This window comes from Micromonospora vinacea (assembly GCF_015751785.1).
GTDB lineage: Bacteria > Actinomycetota > Actinomycetes > Mycobacteriales > Micromonosporaceae > Micromonospora > Micromonospora vinacea.
In genome coordinates, this window is the sequence record NZ_JADOTY010000001.1 from 2,960,340 (window position 1) to 2,982,814 (window position 22,475).

The 22,475-nt window shown below is 72.3% G+C and carries 21 protein-coding genes; 18 read left to right on the forward strand and 3 right to left on the reverse strand.

The features are described from left to right. Positions 1-3 precede the first annotated feature (3 nt). Genes IW249_RS14215 through IW249_RS14230 form a run of 4 tightly spaced genes read left to right on the forward strand, consistent with a single transcriptional unit; the run spans position 4 to position 3,546 of the window. Positions 4-1,014, forward strand: a complete 1,011-nt coding sequence (locus IW249_RS14215; protein ID WP_231392527.1) for a threonine ammonia-lyase — start codon at positions 4-6, stop codon at positions 1,012-1,014. Beyond that, the gene (locus IW249_RS14220; protein ID WP_196921200.1) at positions 1,011-2,141 is read left to right on the forward strand and encodes a D-alanine--D-alanine ligase family protein; all 1,131 of its coding nucleotides are present in this window, start codon (positions 1,011-1,013) and stop codon (positions 2,139-2,141) included. Before IW249_RS14215 ends, IW249_RS14220 begins: the two co-directional genes overlap by 4 nt. Further along, a complete protein-coding gene (locus IW249_RS14225) occupies positions 2,138-2,815 on the forward strand; it encodes a M15 family metallopeptidase (protein WP_196921201.1) in 678 nt (225 codons plus the stop codon). Before IW249_RS14220 ends, IW249_RS14225 begins: the two co-directional genes overlap by 4 nt. 56 nt (positions 2,816-2,871) lie before the next feature. After that, entirely contained in the window at positions 2,872-3,546 is a 675-nt protein-coding gene (locus IW249_RS14230) for an RlpA-like double-psi beta-barrel domain-containing protein (RefSeq protein ID WP_196921202.1), read from the forward strand. 56 nt (positions 3,547-3,602) lie between these two features. On the opposite strand, the gene gabT is transcribed toward IW249_RS14230, so the two are convergent. Both gabT and IW249_RS14240 read right to left on the reverse strand, forming a co-directional pair. Next, complete coding sequence (gene gabT / locus IW249_RS14235) at positions 3,603-4,910, reverse strand: 4-aminobutyrate--2-oxoglutarate transaminase (RefSeq protein ID WP_196924787.1); 1,308 nt, start codon at positions 4,908-4,910, stop codon at positions 3,603-3,605. 27 nt (positions 4,911-4,937) lie between these two features. Beyond that, on the reverse strand, positions 4,938-6,374 hold the full coding sequence (locus tag IW249_RS14240; protein WP_196921203.1) for a gamma-aminobutyraldehyde dehydrogenase: 1,437 nt from the start codon (positions 6,372-6,374) through the stop codon (positions 4,938-4,940). A 142-nt stretch (positions 6,375-6,516) separates the two neighbouring features. Between IW249_RS14240 and IW249_RS14245 the strand changes: the two genes are divergently transcribed. Then, complete coding sequence (locus IW249_RS14245; protein WP_196921204.1) at positions 6,517-7,956, forward strand: aldehyde dehydrogenase family protein; 1,440 nt, start codon at positions 6,517-6,519, stop codon at positions 7,954-7,956. A gap of 18 nt (positions 7,957-7,974) precedes the next feature. Here IW249_RS14245 and IW249_RS14250 read toward each other — a convergent pair whose 3' ends face one another. After that, entirely contained in the window at positions 7,975-9,216 is a 1,242-nt protein-coding gene (locus IW249_RS14250) for an SUKH-3 domain-containing protein (protein ID WP_196921205.1), read from the reverse strand. A gap of 79 nt (positions 9,217-9,295) precedes the next feature. Here IW249_RS14250 and IW249_RS14255 point away from each other — a divergent pair, with 79 nt between their 5' ends. From IW249_RS14255 to manA, 13 genes are all read left to right on the forward strand, one after another. Beyond that, the gene (locus IW249_RS14255) at positions 9,296-9,718 is read left to right on the forward strand and encodes a YbaB/EbfC family nucleoid-associated protein (protein WP_196921206.1); all 423 of its coding nucleotides are present in this window, start codon (positions 9,296-9,298) and stop codon (positions 9,716-9,718) included. After that, positions 9,715-10,047, forward strand: coding sequence for a hypothetical protein (locus tag IW249_RS14260; RefSeq protein WP_196921207.1), 333 nt, complete (start codon positions 9,715-9,717; stop codon positions 10,045-10,047). The genes IW249_RS14255 and IW249_RS14260 overlap by 4 nt, the downstream gene beginning before the upstream one ends. Positions 10,048-10,061: 14 nt before the next feature. Then, positions 10,062-14,009, forward strand: a complete 3,948-nt coding sequence (locus IW249_RS14265) for a toxin glutamine deamidase domain-containing protein (protein ID WP_196921208.1) — start codon at positions 10,062-10,064, stop codon at positions 14,007-14,009. Positions 14,010-14,034: 25 nt separating this feature from the next. Beyond that, positions 14,035-14,319, forward strand: a complete 285-nt coding sequence (locus IW249_RS14270) for a hypothetical protein (protein ID WP_196921209.1) — start codon at positions 14,035-14,037, stop codon at positions 14,317-14,319. 53 nt (positions 14,320-14,372) lie between these two features. Beyond that, the gene (locus IW249_RS14275; protein WP_196921210.1) at positions 14,373-14,702 is read left to right on the forward strand and encodes a hypothetical protein; all 330 of its coding nucleotides are present in this window, start codon (positions 14,373-14,375) and stop codon (positions 14,700-14,702) included. Positions 14,703-14,935: 233 nt separating this feature from the next. Continuing rightward, the gene (locus IW249_RS14280; protein WP_196921211.1) at positions 14,936-15,184 is read left to right on the forward strand and encodes a hypothetical protein; all 249 of its coding nucleotides are present in this window, start codon (positions 14,936-14,938) and stop codon (positions 15,182-15,184) included. Positions 15,185-15,201: 17 nt separating this feature from the next. Then, positions 15,202-15,966 (forward strand): endonuclease V, encoded by a 765-nt coding sequence (locus IW249_RS14285; protein WP_372432963.1) that lies wholly within the window; start codon positions 15,202-15,204, stop codon positions 15,964-15,966. Between the two features lie 147 nt (positions 15,967-16,113). Then, positions 16,114-17,181, forward strand: a complete 1,068-nt coding sequence (locus tag IW249_RS14290) for a hypothetical protein (protein WP_196921212.1) — start codon at positions 16,114-16,116, stop codon at positions 17,179-17,181. Between the two features lie 70 nt (positions 17,182-17,251). Continuing rightward, positions 17,252-18,637, forward strand: a complete 1,386-nt coding sequence (locus tag IW249_RS14295; protein ID WP_196921213.1) for a phosphomannomutase/phosphoglucomutase — start codon at positions 17,252-17,254, stop codon at positions 18,635-18,637. Between the two features lie 61 nt (positions 18,638-18,698). Next, positions 18,699-18,884: a Trm112 family protein gene (locus IW249_RS14300; RefSeq protein WP_091394023.1), complete on the forward strand. Its 186-nt coding sequence runs from the start codon at positions 18,699-18,701 to the stop codon at positions 18,882-18,884. Next, positions 18,881-20,077, forward strand: coding sequence for an SIS domain-containing protein (locus tag IW249_RS14305; RefSeq protein WP_091394020.1), 1,197 nt, complete (start codon positions 18,881-18,883; stop codon positions 20,075-20,077). Before IW249_RS14300 ends, IW249_RS14305 begins: the two co-directional genes overlap by 4 nt. Before the next feature lie 67 nt (positions 20,078-20,144). Then, the gene (locus IW249_RS14310) at positions 20,145-21,146 is read left to right on the forward strand and encodes a cation diffusion facilitator family transporter (RefSeq protein WP_196921214.1); all 1,002 of its coding nucleotides are present in this window, start codon (positions 20,145-20,147) and stop codon (positions 21,144-21,146) included. 3 nt (positions 21,147-21,149) lie between these two features. Then, positions 21,150-22,313, forward strand: a complete 1,164-nt coding sequence (manA, locus tag IW249_RS14315; protein WP_196921215.1) for a mannose-6-phosphate isomerase, class I — start codon at positions 21,150-21,152, stop codon at positions 22,311-22,313. Positions 22,314-22,475: the final 162 nt, after the last annotated feature.

Sequence of the window (22,475 nt, forward strand, 5' to 3'; positions counted from 1 at the left end):
ACGATGACACGCACCGTTGGCCAGGTCCGGGCCGATGTCGAGGAGGCCAGCCGCTGGCTCGCCGGCCGGGTGGTCCGCACACCCGTGCTGCGGTCCCCGGTGATCGACGAACTCGCCGGGGCGCGGGTCCTGCTCAAGGCGGAGAACCTGCAGGACGGCGGCTCGTACAAGATGCGGGGCGCGCTGCGCGCGGTCGGCCGCCTCGCCGCGGCCGGCCACACCGGGGTGATCGCGCAGAGCACCGGCAACCACGCGGTGGCGGTGGCGTTGGCGGCCCGGAAGAACGGGCTTGCGGCGACAGTGGTGCTGCCGGTCGACGCGGCACCGACGAAGGTCGACCGGGCGCGCGCGGCGGGGGCGCGGGTGGTCTTCGCCGGCACCGGCGTCGAGGAGCGGGTGGCGGTGGCCAACGGGCTCAGCGACGAGAGCGGTCACCCCGTCATCGACGCGTACGACCACCCGGACGTCGTCGCCGGGCAGGGCACCGCGAGCCTGGAACTGATCGAGGACGCCGAGCGCGCGGGCACGCCGTTGGACACGCTGGTCGTACCGGTGGGTGGTGGTGGCGGGGTGGCCGGCGCGTGCCTGGCCGCCGCCGGCTCCGCCATCGAGGTGTACGGCGTGGAGCCGGTGGGTTGCGACTCGCTCGCCCGCAGCCTGGCGGCCGGTGAACGCGTGCCGGTCGCGCCGGCGCCCACCATCGCGGACGGGCTGCGGCCGTCGTGCGTGGGTGAGCTGCCGTTCGCCATCGTGCGGGACACGCTGCGCGGGGTCGTCCGGGTCGACGACGAGGAGATCGCGGCGGCGTTCCGGCTGATCCTGACGGAGCTCAAGGTGCTCGCCGAACCGTCCGGGGCGGCCGGCCTGGCCGGCGCCCTCCGGCTTCCGCCGGCACGTGACCGGCAGCGGACGGTCGGCGTGGTGCTGACCGGCGGAAACGTGGAAGCGGCGCTGGTGGCCCAGTTGATGACCCCGCGATCCGCCGACCTCACCGGGGAAGGGGTGGCGGCGTGAGCGCGCCGGTTCGGATCGGAATCCTGTTCGGTGGACCGTCGGCGGAGCACGAGGTCTCCTGTGCCTCCGCGCTCGGGGTGGCCCGGGCGCTCGCCGGCGGCGGCTACCGCACTGTCGCCATCGGCGTCACCCGCAGCGGTGGGTTTCGCCTGATGCCCGACGCGCTGTTGGCCGAGTTACGCGACCGGCCGGCCGGCGAGCGGGCCATCGACGACCAGTTGGTGGTGACCGGGCCGGCCGTCGAGTTGCGGGCCGGTCCGCGTCCGGGCGTCGTGCAGGTGTCCGCCGGTAACGCACCCGGCGCGGTGCACGCCGAGCTGGACGTGGTCTTCCCGGTGCTGCACGGCCCCTACGGCGAGGACGGTGTGGTGCAGGGGCTGCTGGAGTCGTTGAACGTGCCGTATGTCGGGTGCGGCATCCTCGCCTCGGCGGTGGGCATGAACAAGGTGGCGATGAAGCGGGCGCTGCGCGCCGAGGGCATCCCCGTCACCCCGTACGTGGCGTTCGACGCGCACACCTACCGGGCTGTCGACGACCCGGAGAAGCTGGTGACCGGGCTGAGTAGGCCACTCTTCGTCAAGCCGGCCAGCATGGGCTCGTCCATCGGCATTTCCCGGGTCGGCGAGGGTGACGACCTGGCCGCCGCCGTGGAGGAGGCGCTTCGCCACGACCAGCTCGTCATGGTCGAGCAGGGTGTCGCCGGCCGGGAGTTGGAGTGCGCGGTGCTCGGTGGCTGGCGCCCCGAGGCGTCGGCGGTCGGTGAGGTGCGGGTCAGCGGCGGCTGGTTCGACTACCAGCAGAAGTACTTCGGCGACGCCGACCCGATGATCGTCCCCGCCGTTCTGCCGGACGAGGTGACCGCGCGGGTACGTGAGCTGTCGCTGCGCGCGTTCGCCGCGATCGGCGGGTGGGGTCTGGCCCGGGTCGACTTCTTCTACGACGAGACGACCGGTGAGCTGTACGTCAACGAGCTGAACACGATGCCCGGCTTCACCGCGCACTCGATGTACCCGAAGGTGTGGGCCGCCGCCGGGGTCAGCTATCGGGAGGTGGTGGACCGGCTCGTCGAGTTGGCCCGGGTGCGGCACGCGGAACGGTCCGCGAGCACGGCGGGGAGCGTCCGATGATCCTGCTCTCCGATCCCCGGGTGGCGGCGGTGCCCAGCGCCGACGACGGCGAGGAGTTCGTGGATCTGCGTGAGCTGCCGGAGCTGCGGCTGGACGGACGGGCCGCCGACCCGGCCGGGGCGTACGCCCGGTTGCGCGCCGGTGTCGTGGACCGTCTGCTGGCCGCGCAGCGTGCCCTGCCCGGTGGGCTGCGCCTGCTGGTGGTCGAGGGCTACCGGCCGTACCAGGCGCAACTGGCCATCTTCACCGGCTACCGGGACGAGCTGCGGCGACGGCACCCGGACTGGTCGCCGCAGCGGCTGCACCGGGAGACCACGAAGTTCGTCTCACCGGTCGAGGTGGCCCCGCACAGCACGGGCGGCGCTGTGGACCTGACGCTCTGCACCGACGACGGTGTGGAGCTGGACCTGGGCACGGCCATCGACGCCACCCCTGAGGACAGCGCCGACGCCTGCTTCACCGACGCGCCGGCGATCGTCGGCACCGCCCGTCGGCACCGGCAGATCATGGTGGACGCCCTCGGTGGCGCGGGGATGGTCAACTACCCGACCGAGTGGTGGCACTGGTCGTACGGCGACCGTTACTGGGCGCTAATCACCGGTGCTCCGCGCACCCGGTACGGACCCGTGGACCTGACCGCCGCACGATCGATACCCGTACCGGCTGAACGGTAGGGCGCTCCGGTCCGTACCGGTGGGTGAAGACACCACCGAGGACGGGAGTGACGGCGATGAGGGTTCAGCGCAGGCACGTGCTGGCGGCGGGTGTGGCGGTGCTCGCCGTGGTGGGCGTGTCGGTGGGGACCAGCTTCGGGTTCGCCGACACGGCCCCGGCGCGGTCGTCGGTCTGCTCCGGCTCGGTCACCTTCTCCGCGGAGGGCGGTGCGCCGGCGGCGACCAGCGACCGATTCCCGGTGGGTACGCGGCTGCGGGTGACGAACCTGGACAACAACCGGGCGGCCACTGTGACCGTCACCGGCCCGTCGGGCAGTTGCGTGCTGCTCAACGCGGCGGCCATGGAGTTGGTCCGCGAGCCGGGGAAGAACGTGATCCGCCGCAACGTGGTGGAACGCGTCGACGGCGCGGCACCGCCCGCCGCCGCTCCGGCCCCCGGCACGGTCCGTCCCGGTGCCGCGTCGCCCGGCGCGCCCGGCCCGGCACCCCGGTCGGCGTGCTCGGGGGCGATCACCTTCTTCGAGGAGGCGGCCGGGCCGGCGGCGACCAGCGGGCAGTTCCCGGTGGGCACCCGGCTGCGGGTGACCAACCTGGATAACAACCGGGCGACCACTGTGACGGTGACCGGCCCGTCCGGCAGTTGTGTGCTGCTGAACTCCGCGGCCATGGAGCAGATCCGGGAGCCGGGCAAGAACCTGGTGCGCCGCAACACTGTCGAGGTGCTTCGCTGACGTCGGCGGAGGGGCCCGCGCACCGGGCCCCTCCGCCGCTCAGCCTGCTCCGCCGCTCAGCCGAAGGCGGCGTCGAGGACGTCCGCGCCCCGGCTGAGCTGCCCGTCGGGGATCACCAGTGGGGGCAGGAAACGCAGCACGTTTCCGTACGTGCCGCAGGTCAGGGTGAGCAGGCCGGCGGCGTGACAGGCCGCCGAGATCGCCGCAGTGGCGACCGGGTCGGGGGTGAGCGTGCCCGGCAGCACCAGTTCGATGGCGAGCATCGCGCCCCGGCCGCGTACCTCGGCGACCCGGGGATCTCGCTCGGCGATGGCCCGGAGCCGGGGAACCAGCAGCGACTCGATCCGTCGGGCCGCGCCGGCCAGGTCCAACTCGTGCATGGTCTCGATGGTGGCCAGCGCGGCGGCGCAGGCGATGGGGTTGCCGCCGTACGTGCCGCCGAGCCCACCCACGTGCACCGCGTCCATCAGTTCGGCCCGACCGGTCACCGCGGCCAGTGGCAGACCACCGGCGATGCCCTTCGCCACTGTCACCAGGTCGGGTTCGACGCCCTCGTGCTGACAGGCGAACCAGTCACCGGTACGGCAGAAACCGGTCTGGATCTCGTCGGCGACGAAGACCACCCCGGCCGCCGTCGCCCAGGCCCGCAGCGCTGGCAGGAAACCCGGCGCGGGTACGACGAAGCCGCCCTCGCCCTGGATCGGCTCGATGAGCAGCGCGGCGACGTTCTCCGCGCCGACCTGCTTCTCGATCATCTCGATGGCCCGGGTCGCCGCCTCCGCGCCGGGGAGCCCGCCGTCGCGCAGCGGGTACGACATCGGCACCCGGTAGATCTCCCCGGCGAACGGCCCGAACCGGTGCTTGTACGGCATGTTCTTCGCGGTCAACGCCATGGTCAGGTTGGTCCGGCCGTGGTACGCGTGGTCGAACACCACGACCGCCGGCCGCCCGGTGGCGTGGCGGGCGACCTTCACGGCGTTCTCCACCGCCTCGGCACCGGAGTTGAACAACGCCGACCGCTTCTCGAACCCGCCGGGCGTCAACGCGTTGAGCTGCTCGCACACGGCCACGTACGACTCGTACGGCGCGACCATGAAGCAGGTGTGGGTGAACCGCTCCACCTGCGCCCGGACCGCCTCGACCACCCTCGGGGCCGAGTTGCCCACACTGGTCACGGCGATGCCGGCGGCGAAGTCGATCCACTCCCGGCCGTCGACGTCGGTGATCGTCCCGCCCGACGCGTGGTCCACGTAGGACGTGATCACGCTGCCGACACCCCGGGCGACCGCACCGCCGCGCCGCTTGTGCAGCTCCTCGCTCGACGGCGCAGCGCCGCTCTTCGTTCGCGACTGCGGGGCTCGCAAACCCGGCTCACTCCTCGCGCTCACGGTTCAGCTCCCCAGGTTGTGCATGACGTGCTTGATCCGGGTGTAGTCCTCCAGGCTGTAGACCGAGAGGTCCTTACCGTGCCCGGAGTGCTTGAAGCCACCGTGCGGCATCTCCGAGACGAACGGGATGTGCGTGTTGACCCAGACACACCCGAAGTCCAGGCGGCGGGTCATCCGCATGGCCCGGCCGTGGTCCCGCGTCCACACCGACGCGGACAGGCCGTAGTCGACACCGTTGGCCCAGCGCACCGCCTCGTCCTCGTCGGAGAAGCGCTGCACGGTGATGACCGGCCCGAACACCTCGTCCTGGATGATCTCGTCGGCCTGACGCAGCCCGGAGACCACAGTCGGCGCGTAGAAGTAACCGCGTTCGCCCTGCCGGGACCCGCCCGTCTGGATCGCCGCGTGGTCCGGCAGGCGGTCCACGAAGCCGCTGACCCGGGTGAGCTGGTTGGCGTTGTTTAACGGGCCGTAGAGCACGTCGGCGTCGTCCGGGGCGCCGGTCTTCGTGTTGCGGGCCTGCTCGGCGAGCGCCGCCACGAAGTCGTCGTGGACGCCAGGGCCGGCCAGCACCCGGGTGGCCGCCGTGCAGTCCTGCCCGGCGTTGAAGTAGCCACCCAACGCGATGGCCTCGGCGGCCGCCGCCACGTCCGCGTCGTCGAAGATCACCACCGGGGCCTTGCCGCCCAGCTCCAGGTGGGTCCGCTTCAGGTCGGGGGCCGCCGCGGCGGCGACCTCCATGCCCGCGCGGGTCGAGCCGGTGATCGACACCAGCTGCGGGGTCGGGTGCGACACGAGGGTACGACCGGTGTCCCGGTCGCCGCAGACCACGTTGAACACCCCCGGCGGGAAGAACTCGGCGGCGATCTCGGCGAGCAGCAGCGTCGACACCGGGGTGGTGTCCGACGGCTTGAGCACCACAGTGTTGCCGGCGGCGAGCGCGGGGGCGATCTTCCAGACCGCCATCATCAGCGGGTAGTTCCAGGGGGTGACCTGCGCGCAGACGCCGATCGGCTCCCGCCGCACGTAGGAGGTGTGTCCGGCCAGGTACTCCCCGGCGGACCGCCCCTCCAACATCCGGGCGGCGCCGGCGAAGAACCGGAACTGGTCCACCGCCGGGGGAAGCTCCTCCTCGGCGGTGAGCTGGCGGGGCTTGCCGGTGTTACGGACCTCGGCGTCGACCAGCTCGGCGGCGCGCGCCTCCACGGCGTCGGCGAGTTTGAGCAGCGCCCGCTGCCGCTCGGCGGGGGTGACCTCCCGCCAGCTCTCGAAGGCGGTGGCGGCGGCGCTCATCGCCGCGTCCACGTCGGCGGGGCCGGAGACCGGGGCCTGGGCGAACACCTCACCCGTGCAGGGGTCGACCAGGTCGGCGTAACCGCCATCGGCCGGGTCGACGTAGGAGCCGTTGACGAAGTTGCGCAGCTGCTGCTGGTCACTCATGGCGGGATCACTCCGAAGGGGGCCGGGGGCGGTTCTGCGGCGGTTATCGCAATCTCTCTGCCATCTTCGCTACTGAATTCGCGGCAGACAAGGGCTATCGCGACTGTTTCCGTCGGTTGATCCCTCGGTTACTCTGCTCGGCGTGGAGCCCGCACCCTTCTTCGTCGCCTCCCGCCCCGCCACCGGCGAGGGCGAGCTGACCGTCCACCACCCGTACGACGGCCGCCCGGTCGGGCGTACCACGGTTGCCACGCCCGACCAGGTCGACGCCGCCGTCGCCGCGGCGGCCGGCGTGGCCGCGCAGGCCGCGGCGCTGCCCGCGCACGCCCGCGCGGCGGCCCTCGACCACGTGTCCCGGCGGCTCGCCGAGCGCGCGGGCGAGATCGCCGCCCTGATCACCGCGGAGAACGGCAAGCCGCTCAAGTGGGCCCGCGCCGAGGTCGGGCGTGCGGTGTCGACCTTCCGCTGGGCCGCCGAGGAGGCCCGGCGCTTCTCCGGCGAGTTGCAACGACTCGACACCGACCCGGCCGCCGGCGGCCGGATCGCGCTGGTCCGGCGGGTGCCGAGAGGCCCGGTGCTGGGCATCACGCCGTTCAACTTCCCGCTCAACCTGGTCGCCCACAAGGTGGCACCCGCCGTCGCCGTCGGCGCACCGATCATCGTCAAGCCCGCGCCCGCGACACCCCTGTCCGCGCTGCTGCTCGGTGAACTGCTGGCCGAGACCGACCTCCCGGCCGGGATGTTCTCGGTGCTGCCGCTGCCCAACGACCGCGCCGCCGACCTGGTCACCGACCCCCGGCTGCCGGTGGTGTCGTTCACCGGCTCCGGGCCGGTCGGCGCGGCCATCCGTCGCGCCGCGCCGGAGAAACACGTGACGCTGGAGCTGGGCGGCAACGCCGCCGCGGTGCTCTGCGCGGACTGGACCACCGACGAGGACCTGGACTTCGCCGCACAGCGCATCGCGACGTTCGCCAACTACCAGGCCGGCCAGTCGTGCATCGCCGTCCAGCGGGTGTACGTGCACCACGCCCGGTACGCCGACTTCCTGCCCCGGCTGGTGGCGGCGGTGCGGGGCCTGCGTACCGGAGACCCGGCGTCCGACCTGACGGACGTCGGGCCGATGGTGTCCGAGGACGCGGCCCGCCGGGTCGAGACGTGGGTCGCCGAAGCCGTCTCCGCAGGTGGCACCGTCGAGGTGGGCGGCCTCCGCGACGGCGCTACCTACCCCCCGACAGTCCTCACCGGCGTGCCGGCGAACGCCAAGGTCGTGGCCGAGGAGGTGTTCGGGCCGGTGCTGGTGGTCGCCCCGGTCGCCGACGACCAGGCCGCGTTCGCCGCCGTCAACGACTCGGCGTACGGCCTGCAGGCCGGCGTCTTCACCCGACGCCTGGACGTGGCCTTCGCCGCCGCCCGCGCGCTGGAGGTGGGCGGCGTGATCGTCGGTGACGTGCCGTCGTACCGCGCCGACCAGATGCCGTACGGCGGAGTGAAGGGCAGCGGCGTCGGCCGGGAAGGGCTGCGCAGCGCGATGGACGACTACACCGAGCCCCGGGTCATGGTGCTGACCGGCCTCGCGCTGTAAGCCGGCAACGCGGCCGGGTCAGTCGGCCTGCCAGGTGCCGTCGTCGCGAACCCGGGCGGGGGCGCGGCCGAGCAGGAGGGTGGTCAGCGCGGCGTCGATGGTGTCGCCGAGGAACCACTCGCCGGCCTGGTCGAGCGCGAACACCCGACCACGTTCGTCCACCGCCAGGATGCTGTCCTGCTGCTCGGTGCCGATCGGAAAGAGACGTACGCCGAGCACCGCGCCGAAGTCCGCGAGGGTGTCGGCGGTGTGCGCGATGGTGTGCGGACGGATGTCGAAACGGGAGATCCACACCTGCTCGCCCCGGCCGCGGCGCGCGCCGACCAGGCTGGGGAACGCGGTGAGCGCCTCCACGGCGGCGGGAAAGACCTCGTGCTGGTGGTTGCGCCCCGGCACCGACGTGACGTCCCGTACGGCGGCGGCGGCCATGATCTGATCCCCGATGTGTGGTCGCCAGCCAGCCGCGACCAGCGCGTTCGCCACCTCCGCCGGGAACCGCCCAGGGTCGGGGTCGGGTGCCTCCGGCGCGAGCCAGGTCTCGCTGTAGGCGCGAGCAGACTCCGGCAGGACGTTCGCCCGCACCAGGAAGTCGATGCACGAGTCGCAGGGCCGCTCGGCGGGCCCACCGGCGGGATCACCCGGCTCACGGATCCGGAAGATCTCGAAGCGGGCGCCCTCCAGCAGCGCCGCCGCCTCGGCCCGCCCCATCGGCGCGATGCCCTCGGCGGCGCGGCGGTGGTCGTACTCGTGCAGGACGTCGGAGACCACGATCAGCTCGGCGTGCGCCGCCCCGCCGCGAACCAGCTCGCCGGGAGGCAACTGGCGCAGATAGTCACTCACCAGCGGGTGGTGGTTGAGCGGCACGTCGGCCTTCGTGCCCTGAGCCGTCCAGATCCGCCCGTCGATGGTCAGGTGCGCGGCGGTGTTCGGGGTGGCGCCACGGTGGATCTCCCGAACCAGCAGGCTCGACGGATCGACAGTGCGGGGAGCGGTCGGCCCCGAGGGTTGGCTACGCCGGTACAGCTCCGCCACCACAGTGCTCGGCACTCGGGGCCAGGTCGTGACAGTGCCGGTCTGCTTGTCGATGACTGTCGTCGGCAGGTCACCCGGCACCGTGCGCACCTCGGTGGGCACGACGGACGTGATGACCCAACCCAGGTCGAACTCGTCGACCATCGGGGTGCACTCGTGGCCGAGGCGCTGCGAGTCACGCCGGGCCCACGTGGCCGCGAGCTGCTCGGCCTGTTGACGGTCGATCACACGTTGAAACTACCGGACTACACGGATCGATGGCGGCCGGTATTGTTTCGCTCTACCGACGGTGACGGGAGGGGCGGCGGTGGACGAACAGGCGGACCGGGGCGTCAATCGCGAGCTACGGGCCCGATTCGACGACGTGTACGGTCAATACCAGCAGCTCAGATCCGGTTTGGACACCCTCCAGACGCGACTCGCCGCACTACGGGTGACGCGCCGGTCGGCCGACGGACAGGTGACGGCGACAGTGGGCGCGCAGGGCCAGTTGATCGAGGTCGAGCTGACGTCGGCCATCTACCGGGACCGCGACGCCGAGGCGCTCGGCCGAAAGGTCACCGAAACGATCCGGGCCGCCGCGACCGCCGCCGCCGACGCCACCCGCGACCTCGTCGCCGAGAGCATGCCGGCCGGCTCCGGGGCCACGGACTTCCTCAAGACCGGTGATTACGCGGCGCTGCTCGGTCGCGCCGACGCCGTCCTCGGCAAAGGTGAGGCGAAGGCATGACCGACGGGCAGCTCTGGCTTGATCCGACCAGGGCCCGCCGGGGCGGTGCCGACCTGGCGCTCGCCGGCGAGGCCGTGACGGCCCGGCGTGCGGCGGAGGGCGGCACGATCGAGGCCGCCAGCGGTGCCCGGCCCTGGGGCCGCGACGACATCGGCGCCGCCTTCGAGCGCAACTACCGCGGGTTCGAGCAGACCGTTCTGCGAGCCTGGGCCGGTGTCGGGCACCGGCTCACCGAGCTGGGCAGCGACGTGGTCGAGGCGGTCGACGCGAGCGTGCAGACCGACGGGGCCAGCGCCGCCCGGGTCGGTCGGGCAGCCGACCGGCGCTGACGGCCGACGATCCGATGAGCGTGCTGCCGAGCCCCATCCCGCACCCCCTGGACTACGCGCCGTGGGACGTGCCCGGCTGGATCTACGAGGCCCTCGACTGGGTGGTCGGCGTGCAGTGGCCGGAGGGCAACGAACGGGCCGTCTGGGACGTCGCCGACCAGTGGTACGCGGTCGCCTCCGTGCTCGCCGGGCCGCACGCCGACGCCGCCACGGCCGCCGCCGAGGTGCACAACGGGTACGGCGGTGTCGGGGCGGTCGACGCGGCGTTCGAGGCGGCCTGGCGGAGGATCGCCGAGGGCACCGACGCCCCGCTGCCCGTGCTGCTCGCCGTCACGGCCGACCTGGGCCGACTGGTCGAGGAGTGCGGTTGCGACATCGAGGGCGCCAAGCTGGAAGTCTGGATCGAGCTGGGCATCCTGGTCATCGAGTTGCTCACCGTGGCGGTGGCGGCGGTGCTGACCGCCGGGGCGGCAACCCCGGCGGCCGGCGCGGCGATCACCGCGACCCGGCTGCTGGTTCAACAGATCTTCAAACGGCTGATGGGCCAACTGGCCAGCAAGTCCCTCAAACACGGGCTCAAGGAAGCCGGCGAGCGGGCCGCCAAGGAGGTCGCCCGAGGTGGTGCACGCGGGCTCGCCAAGCGGGCCGCCCGGGGAGGGTTGGAGGAGGCCACCGAGGAGGCCGGGGTCACCCTGGCCACCCAGGCGTACCAGAACTCCACCGGGCGGGCCCACGGCCTGGACCTGACCGATCTCGGCGCCTCGGCGGTCGGCGGGCTGGCCGGCGGGGCGGTGGCACCGCTGGCTGGCCTGGGCCGGCACGCGACCGGGCGAGCGGCGAAGGTCGGCGAACACCTGGGGCGGGAGATGACCGGCGAGGTGCTCGCCGAGAGCGCCGCCAGCCTGGCCACCGGTCAGGGCCTGACCTCGATGGAGGACGTGGCACGCGCCGCCGCGTCCGGTGCCACCGGTTCGGCGACCGGCCAGACCGACCACGCGCTACGCGCCCGGCTCGACGCGCAGGCCAACGCCCTCGCCGGAGCGTCGTACGCGGGTCCGTCCCTTCCGTCCGTGCTGCCCGTCGCGGGGGACGCGGCCGCGTCTTCTGCCCTCGGGGTTCCGTCTGCGGCGGTTTCGTCCGCAGCGGGGTCTGCCTCTGTGGAGGCTGTCGGTGGCGTGGCCTCGGGCGTCCCGATGACGTCCGGGGGCGTTCCGGTACAGGCGACGACGGCCGTCGCCGCGTCGACGCCGGACCAGTTGGCTGCGCCGACGGCACCGGGCATCGAGCAGTCACGGGGAGCCGGGCTGGCGTCTCCGGTCGCGGCAGACGTCGACACGTCGTCACCGACACCGGTTGGCGCACTGTCCGGTGTGGACGTCGAGGGCCGTTCCGTCGGCGCGTCCGAGCTGACCTCGTCGACGGACGGACAGCTCGGGGAAACTGCGGGCATACCGCACCAGGTCACGGCCGACCCGACGCTCTCGACGGCAGGTGCTGATCCGACGACATCGGCGGTGGGTGCCGGTCCGGCCACGTCAGCGGTGGGTGCTGATCCGGCCACGTCGGCGGTGGGTGCTGGTCCGAGGCTTTCGTCGGTGGCCGCGCCGGTGGCCGGTCCCCTCGAATCGGGCGGCGGACCGGCTGCCACCGGTGTGCCGTCGGCCCAGCCCGGCAGCTCACCGCACGTCACCAACCCGGGACCGACCGCCTGGTCCCCGGCGACCGGACCAGCCACACCGACGATCACCCCCGGCCCGGCGGCGCCGGTCACCTTCGGCGTCCCGACCACCACCAACGGCCCGCTGCCGGTCGCCTCCACCCCGCCGGTGGTGGGGCGGTTCGCCGTGCCGTCGCGTGCTCCGACGCGGGAGACGCCCGCACCGGTGCGCGCGCCCGACCATCCGGCCCGGGGAAGGGCGTCGATCCCCGTCGACGTGGCCGCGTTCGGGGCACCGCCGGTGCGCGAGCCCGAGACCAACGACTCGTACGCGGCGCAGTGGGCCGCCGCCGCGGAAGCCGCCGAGCGGCGGCGCTACCAGGACCACTACGAGTCGCTGCGCATCGGGTTCGAAAACAACCGCAGGCAGGCCGAGGCCACCCGACTGCGCACCCGTGCCGTGGAACACGATCGCCGAGCCGTCGAGTACGCCACCTACGCCCGGCAGCTGCACCAGGCCGGCAACCGGCAGTGGGCTGACGGCTGGCAGCGCGCCGCGAACGAGGAATCCCGGGCGTACTCCGAATGGCGTGACCTGGCAGACGCGGTGCTGGCCGGCAGCACTGCCCCGCCGGTCGTGGACATCAGCGCCACCTTCGAACACGCCAACCGGGACGTGGGCGCGCTCGCGCTCGGCGCTGTGGAAACCGCCGGCCCGTCCAGGCTCACCGGCGACGACGATCCGCCGCCGATCGACGACTCCCGGCCGTACGGGCAGCCCGGCGGGCTCCGGCCACCGCTCGCCCTGCACCAGGTCGACGTCGAACGGCAGATGCCCCGCGAGCCGGACGGCGCCGTCACCCGCACCGCCGACCCCCGACAGGGCGGCTGGTTCGGGCTCCTCAACGACGGCGGGCCGGCGGCCGACGCCACCCGGGGCATCAACTGCCTGGACTGCACGCTGTCGCTGTTCGAGACGTGGGTGCACGGGCGCCCCCGCGTGTCAGCGCCACGTACCTTCGACGGTTACCTGGACGGTGACATCCGGCGCCCCATCCGAGGTGAGGCCGGCGGCCCGGGCCGGGTCGAGGACGTGACGGGCGGACGCTTCCAGCAACTCCTCGCCCCCGGTCAACCTAAGAACGCCGCGCAGGCTCAGCAGGCCGCCGACCGGGGCTACCGCAACCTGCACGACCAACTGCTGCTGGGCGGCCACGGCAGCTACTCGTTCCTGGTCACCGAGTGGGCGCACGGTGGATCCCACGCCTGGGTGGCACTCAACCAGAACGGCACGGTGCTCTACGTGGACCCGCAGAACGGCGTGGTCCGCGATCGGCCGCTCTACCCCAACGTGGTCGGCATCGACGCACTGGTGTTGAGCGGGGACGGCCGGCCGATGCCCCTCGGCGGGCTGCCCCGGGGCCGGTTCAGCGAGCGACCCGACCTGCCGGATCACCCGCCGACGCACGACGAGGGCGGCCACGGCGACCCGTACATCAACCGGATGTACCTGCTCCTCGACGGCCCGGGATCGGCCCCTGACGCCGATGGCGGGCAGAACCGAGTCCAGGCCGGGGAGGAGATTGCGGCCGAAATGCGGGGCGACCGCGGCTGGCAGGCTGCCGGTCCGCTGTTGCCTGCGGATGAATCTGGCCGGCAGCTGAACCCGATGGATTGCGAGTTCCTCGGCATCACACCCGATGCCGTCCTGGCCTGGGCCGAAAGGTCGGCGCCTCTTGGAGTTACCCGGGAGCAGTTCGCACGGATGACGGCCGATCTCCTCGATGCGCTGCGGGAGGATGGCCTTGACCTGTCAACTGTCGACATTCGGCTTCAAGGCTCATCGGCTCGCTTTTTCTCGGGTCCCCACAAGCAAATGCCGACGGAGTCCGAGTTGATCGACAACCCGGAGGCGTTTGCGCGTCTGCAGAGCTGGTCGCAGGGGGCGCCGCTGCCACTGCGTAGGCCGTTCGACTCCATGTACAGACTGGGCCTGGAAGAGCCGAGTGACTACGACTTCCAAATCTCCTCGGATGAGATGGTGGAGCGGGCTCAGCGACACGCGGCCGAGAAATATCCTGGCCTTCGTGTCGTCAACGCTAGGTACGGGTTCGTGACGAAGAAAGTGGCGCGAGAGTGCTTCCCTCGTTTGTTCGATTGGGCGGAACGGCACGCCCGTGATCTGGGCCGCGACGTGGTACCGGCAATTTTTCCTGGGTCCGGTCCGCCGGATCGAGCCGGAACCGGAGTGTCGTCCCACTTCCAAGATTCGGACTGGATTGTTGGGGAACCGAATGTCAGCTAGTTGGGTAATTGATCTACAGGGGCAGATGGATCGGGCCACATTGGGTCGTCTGCGGGCAGTGCTCGGCCTGAGTGAGGCCGGGCGTCTGGGTGACGACTGGGACGAGTTGTTCGGCGAGGTCAAACGGACAATCGCAGGAGTATCTGCGAACGTTGGCCTCTGGCGCGACGTGGACAGCCGAGGATGGCGCCTCGACATCGACCTGCTGGCGGAGTCGGGCGACTCGGACGCGCAGGGCCTGTTGGCTGCGGTCCGGGCGGAGGTCGAAGCGGCGGGCGTACAGGTCGCCTCGATCGCGAGTCGCCGATAGGTATCAAAGTCGACGCAGATTCGGGTGTGCCCCCGGGATTGGTGACGAATCAGATGGGCCGCAAGCTGACCTACTACGTGATCTACCGGAATGATGAGAGGACCGGAGGTCCGGCCGGACTCTTCGTAATGGACGTAGGCGCAGGTAACGCCATCCTCTGGGATCACCGCAGCGGGCACTGGGCCTTCGATCCAGCTCTGGTGGTGCGCTTTGTCGACGACTATCGCAACCTCGACCGCTACGAAACTGTTGATCGAGCTACGGCCGAGAGAGTGGCCGAGACCGTCAGCGGGGGTACCGCGCTGCCCGACGAGGATGGCATTCGAGCCATGTTCCCGCCTGGTGCCAGCGCCAGTGGCCCGCAGTCATCCGGTCGGCAGTGATCCGGCAGCGGACGTTCGTCATGTTCGAGGAGCAGCTTCGCGCGGCCGGTGATCCGGGCGCGGACCCCCGACATAGCGAGAGCGGCGTAGGCGTGCTTCGCCGATGGAGGGATGGCCGGTGACGACCGAAGGGCTGGACGCTCGGTTGGTACGGGCGCAGGTGCGGTACGAGCAGGCGGTCTTCGGTGGCGACGCGAAGTCGTTGGACGAGGCGGGCCGAATAAGATCGACACATGGCGAAATCCGGTACGCAGAGTGTCAGGTCCGCTGTCTGGGCCTGGCCGGTTGGCATTTTGATCGGCCTGGCGATCGGCATTCCCGTGTTCGGTGCGAAGGGTGGCGTCGCCTTCGGAGTCGCCCTCGGCATCGCCTTCGCGCTCGGCCTGGGTGCGATCAGGGGCCGGGCCGACGGTGACAGTGCCCGGGGTGGCCCGGATGACAGGGCCGCCGGGGATGGCGCCGGCGCCCCGGGCCGAGGGTGATCGACTCCGGTTCCTTGATGTCGGGGCATCCCGCTCCGGAGGAAGGCCCGACTTCCGTGAAACCGAGTGGATCATGGCGCACGCCGGGCACGCCGGGCACGCCGGGGGCGAGCAGCACGCCGGGCAGTGTCGCGGAGGCGGTGGCCGTACAGGAGGAGTTGCGGCCATTGGTGGACCTGGTCGGGCCGGGGCCGAGCGCGCCCGCGACGGTGGCCGGCCTGGACGTCGCGTACGCCGAGGGTGGTGACCTGCTGGCGGCGGCCGTGACGGTCCTGGATGCCCGGACCCTGGCGGTGGTGGACTCCGCGGTCGGTGTGGGGCGACCCGCGTTCGACTATGTGCCGGGGTTGTTCGCCCTCCGTGAGCTGCCGGCGCTGCTCGGTGCGCTCGACCGCCTGACCACCCTTCCGGACCTGCTGGTCTGCGACGGGCACGGGCTGGCCCATCCGCGCCGGTTCGGGCTCGCGTGCCACCTCGGGGTGGTGACCGGGTTGCCGTCGATCGGGGTGGGGAAGACGCCGCTGGTCGGGACGTGGGATCCGCCGTCGGCCGAGCGGGGTTCCTGGTCGTCGCTGCGCGACGGTGGTGACGTCGTCGGTCGGGTGTTGCGGACCCGGGACGGGGTGAAGCCGGTCTTCGTCAGCGTGGGCCATCGGATGAGCCTGGAGAACGCGACAGCGCAGGTGCTCGCGTTGACCCCGCGCTACCGGCTGCCGGAGACCACCCGCACCGCCGACCGACTCTGCCGCGATGCGCTCGCCGAGGCGGAGCAGGCCGGCTGACCGGCGGGTCAGTGCGGCCACCAGCAGGTCGCGGGCAGGGTCGTAAACCGTAACGCCGCGCACATCCGGGCCGCTCTATGACCGATGGGACAGGTGGGCCGGTAGTAGCCTGACCCGCGGACCCCACCCGGGGAGAACGGCGAGGTGATGACGGTGCGTCGACGCGTGGCACGGCTCGTGGCGGTCTGCGGCCTGGCGGGCGGCCTGGTGATGCTCGGCGCGTCGCCGGCGCTCGCCGACGAGGACTCGGTCCGGGTGGGCGCGGCCAGCAGCTTCGCCGCCGGTGGTTCCGCGCAGGGGGTGAACGTCGCGGTGCGTAAGCGCACCGACGGGTGCGTCCTGCTGCGTACCGCGCTGAGCTTCCGCCTTCAGGGTCTTCAGCCGAACCAGGTGGCGGTCGAGGTCAACGCGGGTGGGCGCTGGTTCCCGGTGGCCGTCACCGGCGGTGCTGGAAACGTGTCGACCGCGCAGACGTCACCGTTGAAGCCGACGCTGTGCAAGGGCAAGGGCATCACGGTGCGTTACCGGGTGGGGTTCGCGGCGGGTGCGCCCGGCGGCCGTCTCCTGGTCACCGGTGCGGGCATCAGCGCCGCCGGCCAGACGCTGGGTCACGCCACCGACGCGGCCCGGCTGACCGGAGGGCGGGTGACCCCGTCGCCGACTCCGTCGCCGTCGAAGAAGCCGACGCCCACCCCGAGCCCGACCGAGGTCGCGACAGCCGACGACGCGGTGAACCCGGCGGCGTTGGGCGGGGTGTCCGGCGCACCGGACACCACGGCGACCGCCGCCGAATCGTCCGGAGGAGGATCACCGGTGATGTACTTCGGCATTGTGCTGGTGGCGGTTGGGCTGCTGCTCATCGTGCTGCTCGTTCGTCGTTCGCGGCAGGACCGGAAACCGTCCGACGACGAGCCGGCCGCCCTGCCGGGCAACCCCGGCGGCACCACCTACCGCGCCGGGGGTGGGTTGCCGGCCGCGCCCGGTCGCCCCGGCCAGGTGTACGGCCAGCAGCCGCCGGCCGCCGCCTGGGGTGGTCCGGTGCCGTCCCCGCGTCCCGCCACCGGCGGGGTCTACGGTGCCCGGCCGGACACTCCCGCTCCGGCGCCGGAGGCGACCCAGCCGATGCCGGGTGGGCCCGACGGTCGCCGGTTGCCGGGTGACCCGCCCACCGACGGCGGGGGCCACACCGTGTTCATTCCCCGGCTCCCCGGCTGAGCGGAGCAGGGCCCGGCCCCTCCGTTACGCTCAGGATCGGTGTCTAACCTGCGGCCAAGGAGTGGAACACGTGTCTGATCTGTCCCAGATCGTGAAGGCGTACGACGTCCGCGGGACGGTGCCGGACCAGTGGGACGAACGGGCCGCCGAGGCGCTGGGTGCCGCCTTCACCCAACTCCTCAACTCCACCGACGAGCCGGGCGACGCTGTCGTCGTCGGGTACGACATGCGGGCCACCTCGCCCGGCTTGGCCGCCGCGTTCGCCGCTGGCGTACGCGCCGAGGGGCGCTCGGTGATCGAGATCGGCCTCGCCTCCACCGACCTGCTCTACTACGCGTCCGGCTCGCTCGACCTGCCCGGCGCGATGTTCACGGCCAGTCACAACCCCGCGCAGTACAACGGCATCAAGATGTGCCGCTCCGGTGCCCGCCCGATCGGCCAGGAGAGCGGTCTGGCCGAGATCCGGGAGCGGGCCCAGGCCCTCCTGGATTCGGGCGACGCCCGTCCCGCCGGTGCGCCGACCCGGCCCGCCGAGCGGCGCGACCTGCTCCCCGACTACGCCGGCTACCTGCGCAAGCTGGTCGACCTCTCGGGCATCCGGCCGTTGAAGGTGGTCGTCGACGCCGGTAACGGCATGGGCGGCTTCACCGTTCCGACAGTGCTGGGCGACGCGGCCCTGTCGCCGTTGCCGCTGGAGATCGTGCCGCTCTACTTCGAGTTGGACGGCAGTTTCCCCAACCACGAGGCCAACCCTCTGGACCCGGCGAACCTGGTCGACCTCCAGCGCGCTGTGGTCGAGCACGGGGCCGACATCGGGTTGGCGTTCGACGGTGACGCCGACCGGTGCTTCGTGGTGGACGAGCGCGGCGAGCCGGTCTCGCCATCGGCGATCACCGCCCTCGTCGCCGCCCGTGAGCTGGCCAAGCACCCGGGTTCCACTGTGATCCACGGCCTGATCACCTCCAGCGCGGTCGCGGAGATCATCCGAGAGCACGGTGGGAAGCCGGTCGTGGCCCGGGTCGGGCACTCCTTCATCAAGGCGGAGATGGCCCGCACCAACGCCGTCTTCGGCGGCGAGCACTCCGCGCACTATTACTTCCGGGACTTCTGGTTCGCCGACACCGGGATGCTCGCGGCGATGCACACGCTGGCCGCGCTGGGCGAGCAGTCGCTGCCGCTCTCCGTGTTGGCCGGTGAGTACGAGCGCTACATCGCCTCCGGCGAGATCAACTCGACGGTGGTCGACCAGGCGGCGGCGGTGGCCGAGGTTCGCGAGGCGTACCCCGACGCGGTGGCCGACGAGATGGACGGGCTCACCCTGCGTTTCCCCGACGGCGCGTGGTTCAACCTGCGCGCCTCCAACACGGAGCCGCTGCTGCGGCTCAACGTCGAGGCGCCCACCCGGGATCGGATGGTCTCGCTCCGGGACGACGTGCTCGACCGCGTTCGCCGATAAGATCGCCTGCGCCGGTCGGCACCGCCGTCGGTCAAGCCGCACACGTGGAAGGAGCCGTGCCATGGCCCTGGATCCGCAGTTGCTCGAGATCCTTGCCTGTCCGGACACGCACCACGCCCCGCTCACCTACGATGCCGAGGCGCAGACGTTGACCTGCACGGAGTGCGGCCGGATCTTCGAGGTCCGCGACGACGTGCCGGTGCTGCTGCTCGACGAGGCGCGCGGCGGCCCCGGGCAGTCCTCATGATCGACGGTACGGCCGGGGTCAGCGGGCGTCGTGACGCCGACGAGGCCCTGCTCGACAACCCGCAGGCGTTGGCCGAGGCCGACCCGGGCGGCATGCTCCGGCACACCGCGTCGGCAGGCGCGCAGGTTCGGGAGAGCGCCGCACTGGCGGCTGAGGCGAACCTCGCGGTGCTCGCCGACGACGGGCGGCCCCGAGCCGTCGTGATCGCCGGCATCGGCACGGCGGGGCGTACCGGGGACGTGCTGGCCACTGTCGCCGGGCCGCGCTGCCCGGTCCCGATCATCGGGCACCGCTCCGCCGGCGTACCCGGTTGGGTGGGTGCGGCCGACGTGGTGATCGCGGTGAGCGCGTCGGGGCGTAGCCCGGAGGCGCTCGGCGCCGCCGAGGCGGCCCACCGGCGTGGTGCCCGACTCGTCGCCGTGGGCGCACCGGACTCGCAGTTGCAGTCGATCGCCGAGCAGGCCCGGGCGCCGTTCATTCCGGTGCCCCGGCGTGCCCCGGCACGGGCCAGCCTCTGGGCGCTCACCGTGCCGGTCCTGCTCGCCGCCCGTTCCCTCGGGCTCGTGAAGGTCAACGAGGCGGACCTGGCGGAGACCGCTGCCCGGCTCGACGCGGACGCCGACCGCTGCCGTTCCGCAGCCGAGTCCTTCGTCAACCCGGCGAAGTCACTGGCGCTGGGTCTGGCCGGCTCGATCCCGATCGTCTGGGGCTCGTCCCCGCTGGCCACTGTGGCGGCCCGCCGGTTCGGCGACACACTGTCGGCGAACGCCCGCTACCCGGTGGTCACCGGGGCGCTGGGTGAGGCCGGGCGGGGTCGCGTCGGGCTGCTCGACGGCGTCTTCGGGGGCCTGGCCGAGGGGGAGCGGGACATCTTCGCCGACCCGGCCGAGGACGACGGCGAGGGCACCCGGCTACGGCTGGTGCTGCTGCGTGACGGCGGGCTCAACGCCGAGGACGACACCGACGAGCCGCTCGCCGTCGAGGAGCGCCGTGCGGACGCGGTGCAGACCCTCGCGGAGCGCCGTGGCGTGCGGTGCGACGTGGTGACCGCCGAGGGCGGCTCCGCCCTGGAGCGGCTGGCGTCGCTGATCGCCGTTCCGGATTTCGCCTCGATCTACCTTGCTCTGGCACATGGGCTGGACCCGATGGCCGTTCCGGCCATCACCGAGATGAAGGAGCTGTCGAACCAGTGAACGAACGTAGGGGGCGGCGCGTCATGCGCGGACCGGTCGGCTTCGTGCGGCGAAGCGGAGCGGTGGCATGAGCGCCAACGGTGGGACGAAGGCGATTGTCGCCGCCCTGCTGGCCAACGTCGGCATCGCCGTCACCAAGTTCATTGCGTTCCTGCTCTCCGGCTCGTCGTCGATGCTGGCCGAGGCGGTCCACTCGGTCGCCGACTCCGGCAACCAGGGCCTCCTGCTGCTCGGCGGCAAGCGGGCGAAGCGCGCGGCCACCCCGGAACACCCGTTCGGGTACGGCCGGGAGCGCTACATCTACGCGTTCATCGTGTCCATCGTGCTGTTCAGCATCGGTGGCCTGTTCGCGCTCTACGAGGCCTACCACAAGTGGCATCACAAGGGCGGCATCGACTCCTGGCAGTGGCTGCCGGTGGCCGTGCTGGTTTCGGCGATCATCATGGAGTCGTTCTCGTTCCGGACCGCCATCAAGGAGTCCAACCACGTCCGGGGCAACCAGTCCTGGGTGCGTTTCATCCGCCGGGCCAAGGCCCCGGAGCTGCCGGTGGTGCTCCTGGAGGACTTCGGCGCGCTTGTCGGTCTGGTGTTCGCCCTGTTCGGCGTCACCATGACGCTGATCACCGGCAACGGCGAGTGGGACGCTGCCGGCACCGCGATGATCGGCGTCCTGCTGGTCGTCATCGCCGTCGTGCTGGCCATCGAGACGAAGAGCCTGCTGCTCGGTGAGGGCGCCGAGGCGTCCGACCTGGCCGCCATCGAGCGGGCCGTCACCGACGGTCCCGAGGTGGAGCGGATCATCCACATGAAGACGCTCTACCTGGGCCCGGAAGAGCTGATGGTGGCCGCCAAGATCGCCGTTCCGGAGTGGAAGAGCGCCCACGACCTGGCGCGCGGCATCAACGCCGTGGAGGCGCGGATCCGCGCCGCGGTGCCGATCGCCCGGGTGATCTACCTGGAGCCGGACGTCTACAGCGTCGCTGCCGCCGAGGCCGGCACGGGCGCCGCCGCCGACACCGCCGTGCCGCAGGACGCGTCGGGCGAGGCGGCCGGGCGGCCCGGGGGCTGACGGGTGGAGCCACTGTACGGGCCGATCCGGGACTACGCCTGGGGCTCCCGCTCGGCCATCGCCCTCCTCCAGGGGCGCTCGGTGCCGAGCGCGGGCCCGGAGGCGGAGCTGTGGTTGGGGGCCCATCCGGGCGCCCCGGCGCACGTGGATCGCGCCGGTCTGCGGGTGAGCCTCTGTGACCTTGTGCGGGACGAACCAGGGCAGTGGCTCGGCCAACGGGTCTCCGAGCGGTTCGGTAGTCGGCTGCCGTTCCTGCTCAAGGTGCTCGCGGCCGACGCCCCGCTGAGCCTGCAGGCCCACCCGGACGCCGAGCAGGCGCAGGCCGGCTACGCGGCGGAGGCGGGGCGCCCCGAGGGGCAGCGCAACTACTCCGACCCGCACCACAAGCCGGAGTTGCTGGTCGCGCTCACCCCGTTCGAGGCGCTCTGCGGGTTCCGGGATCCGGCGGAGTCCGCCGAGGCGCTCGCCGCGTTCGGCGTACCGGCGTTGGCGCCGGTGGTCGCCGCGTTGCGGGCCGGACCGGCGGGGCTGCGGACGGCGGTGCGGACGCTGCTCGGCTGGCCGGTCGCCGACCGGCACCGGCTACTGGCTGCCGCGGTGGCATCACCGACCGACGGCCCGGACGCGGAGCTGACCCGCCGGCTGGCCAAGGCGTACCCGGGCGATCCGGGTGCGCTGGTCGCGCTGCTGCTGCACCACGTGCGGCTGGTGGCGGGGGAGGGGATCTGGATGCCCGCCGGCAACCTGCACGCCTACCTGAGCGGCTGCGGAGTGGAGATCATGGCGGCCAGCGACAACGTGCTGCGGGGCGGGCTGACCCCGAAGCGGGTGGACGTCGACGAGTTGCTGCGGGTTCTGCGCTTCGAGGTGCTCGACGATCCGGTGCGGGCGCCGCAGCCGGTCGGCCCGGGTGTGGACTGGTGGCCCGTGCCGGTGGACGATTTCGCGCTGCACCGGGTGCGGGTCGACGCGGCGGTGCCCTCGGTGACGCTGCCGCTGCCCGGCCCCCGGGTGGTTCTCTGCGCCGGCGGCTCGATCACCGTGGACGACGGTGCCGGCGCGTTGACGCTGGCCTCGGGCGAGGCGGCGATCGGTACGTCGTCCGGCGCGGCGCTGCGCATCGACGGCGCCGGGGTGGCGTTCGTGGCGACGTCCGGGTTGCGCTGACCGCTCCGCCCAACGACACAAGTCCGACTTTCCCGGAATAGCTTGACGTCACCCTGCCTGAGTGTGACTCTATGAGTACGCAGCGTTATCGCGACGACGGTCCGAGAACGTGCGGGGGAACCAAACCGGGGGGATGCACGGGGCGGGCGGGACGTGGGCGGG

Bases quoted from the DNA above. Each gene is read 5' to 3' on its own strand.
- IW249_RS14240 (WP_196921203.1), bottom strand. From the start codon at position 6,374: ATGAGTGACCAGCAGCAGCTGCGCAACTTCGTCAACGGCTCCTACGTC.
- IW249_RS14260 (WP_196921207.1), top strand. From the start codon at position 9,715: ATGACCGACGGGCAGCTCTGGCTTGATCCGACCAGGGCCCGCCGGGGC.
- IW249_RS14215 (WP_231392527.1), top strand. From the start codon at position 4: ATGACACGCACCGTTGGCCAGGTCCGGGCCGATGTCGAGGAGGCCAGC.
- IW249_RS14280 (WP_196921211.1), top strand. From the start codon at position 14,936: ATGGCGAAATCCGGTACGCAGAGTGTCAGGTCCGCTGTCTGGGCCTGG.
- IW249_RS14265 (WP_196921208.1), top strand. From the start codon at position 10,062: ATGAGCGTGCTGCCGAGCCCCATCCCGCACCCCCTGGACTACGCGCCG.
- IW249_RS14270 (WP_196921209.1), top strand. From the start codon at position 14,035: ATGGATCGGGCCACATTGGGTCGTCTGCGGGCAGTGCTCGGCCTGAGT.
- IW249_RS14230 (WP_196921202.1), top strand. From the start codon at position 2,872: ATGAGGGTTCAGCGCAGGCACGTGCTGGCGGCGGGTGTGGCGGTGCTC.
- IW249_RS14290 (WP_196921212.1), top strand. From the start codon at position 16,114: ATGACGGTGCGTCGACGCGTGGCACGGCTCGTGGCGGTCTGCGGCCTG.
- IW249_RS14285 (WP_372432963.1), top strand. From the start codon at position 15,202: ATGTCGGGGCATCCCGCTCCGGAGGAAGGCCCGACTTCCGTGAAACCG.
- IW249_RS14310 (WP_196921214.1), top strand. From the start codon at position 20,145: ATGAGCGCCAACGGTGGGACGAAGGCGATTGTCGCCGCCCTGCTGGCC.
- IW249_RS14275 (WP_196921210.1), top strand. From the start codon at position 14,373: ATGGGCCGCAAGCTGACCTACTACGTGATCTACCGGAATGATGAGAGG.
- IW249_RS14305 (WP_091394020.1), top strand. From the start codon at position 18,881: ATGATCGACGGTACGGCCGGGGTCAGCGGGCGTCGTGACGCCGACGAG.
- IW249_RS14225 (WP_196921201.1), top strand. From the start codon at position 2,138: ATGATCCTGCTCTCCGATCCCCGGGTGGCGGCGGTGCCCAGCGCCGAC.
- IW249_RS14300 (WP_091394023.1), top strand. From the start codon at position 18,699: ATGGCCCTGGATCCGCAGTTGCTCGAGATCCTTGCCTGTCCGGACACG.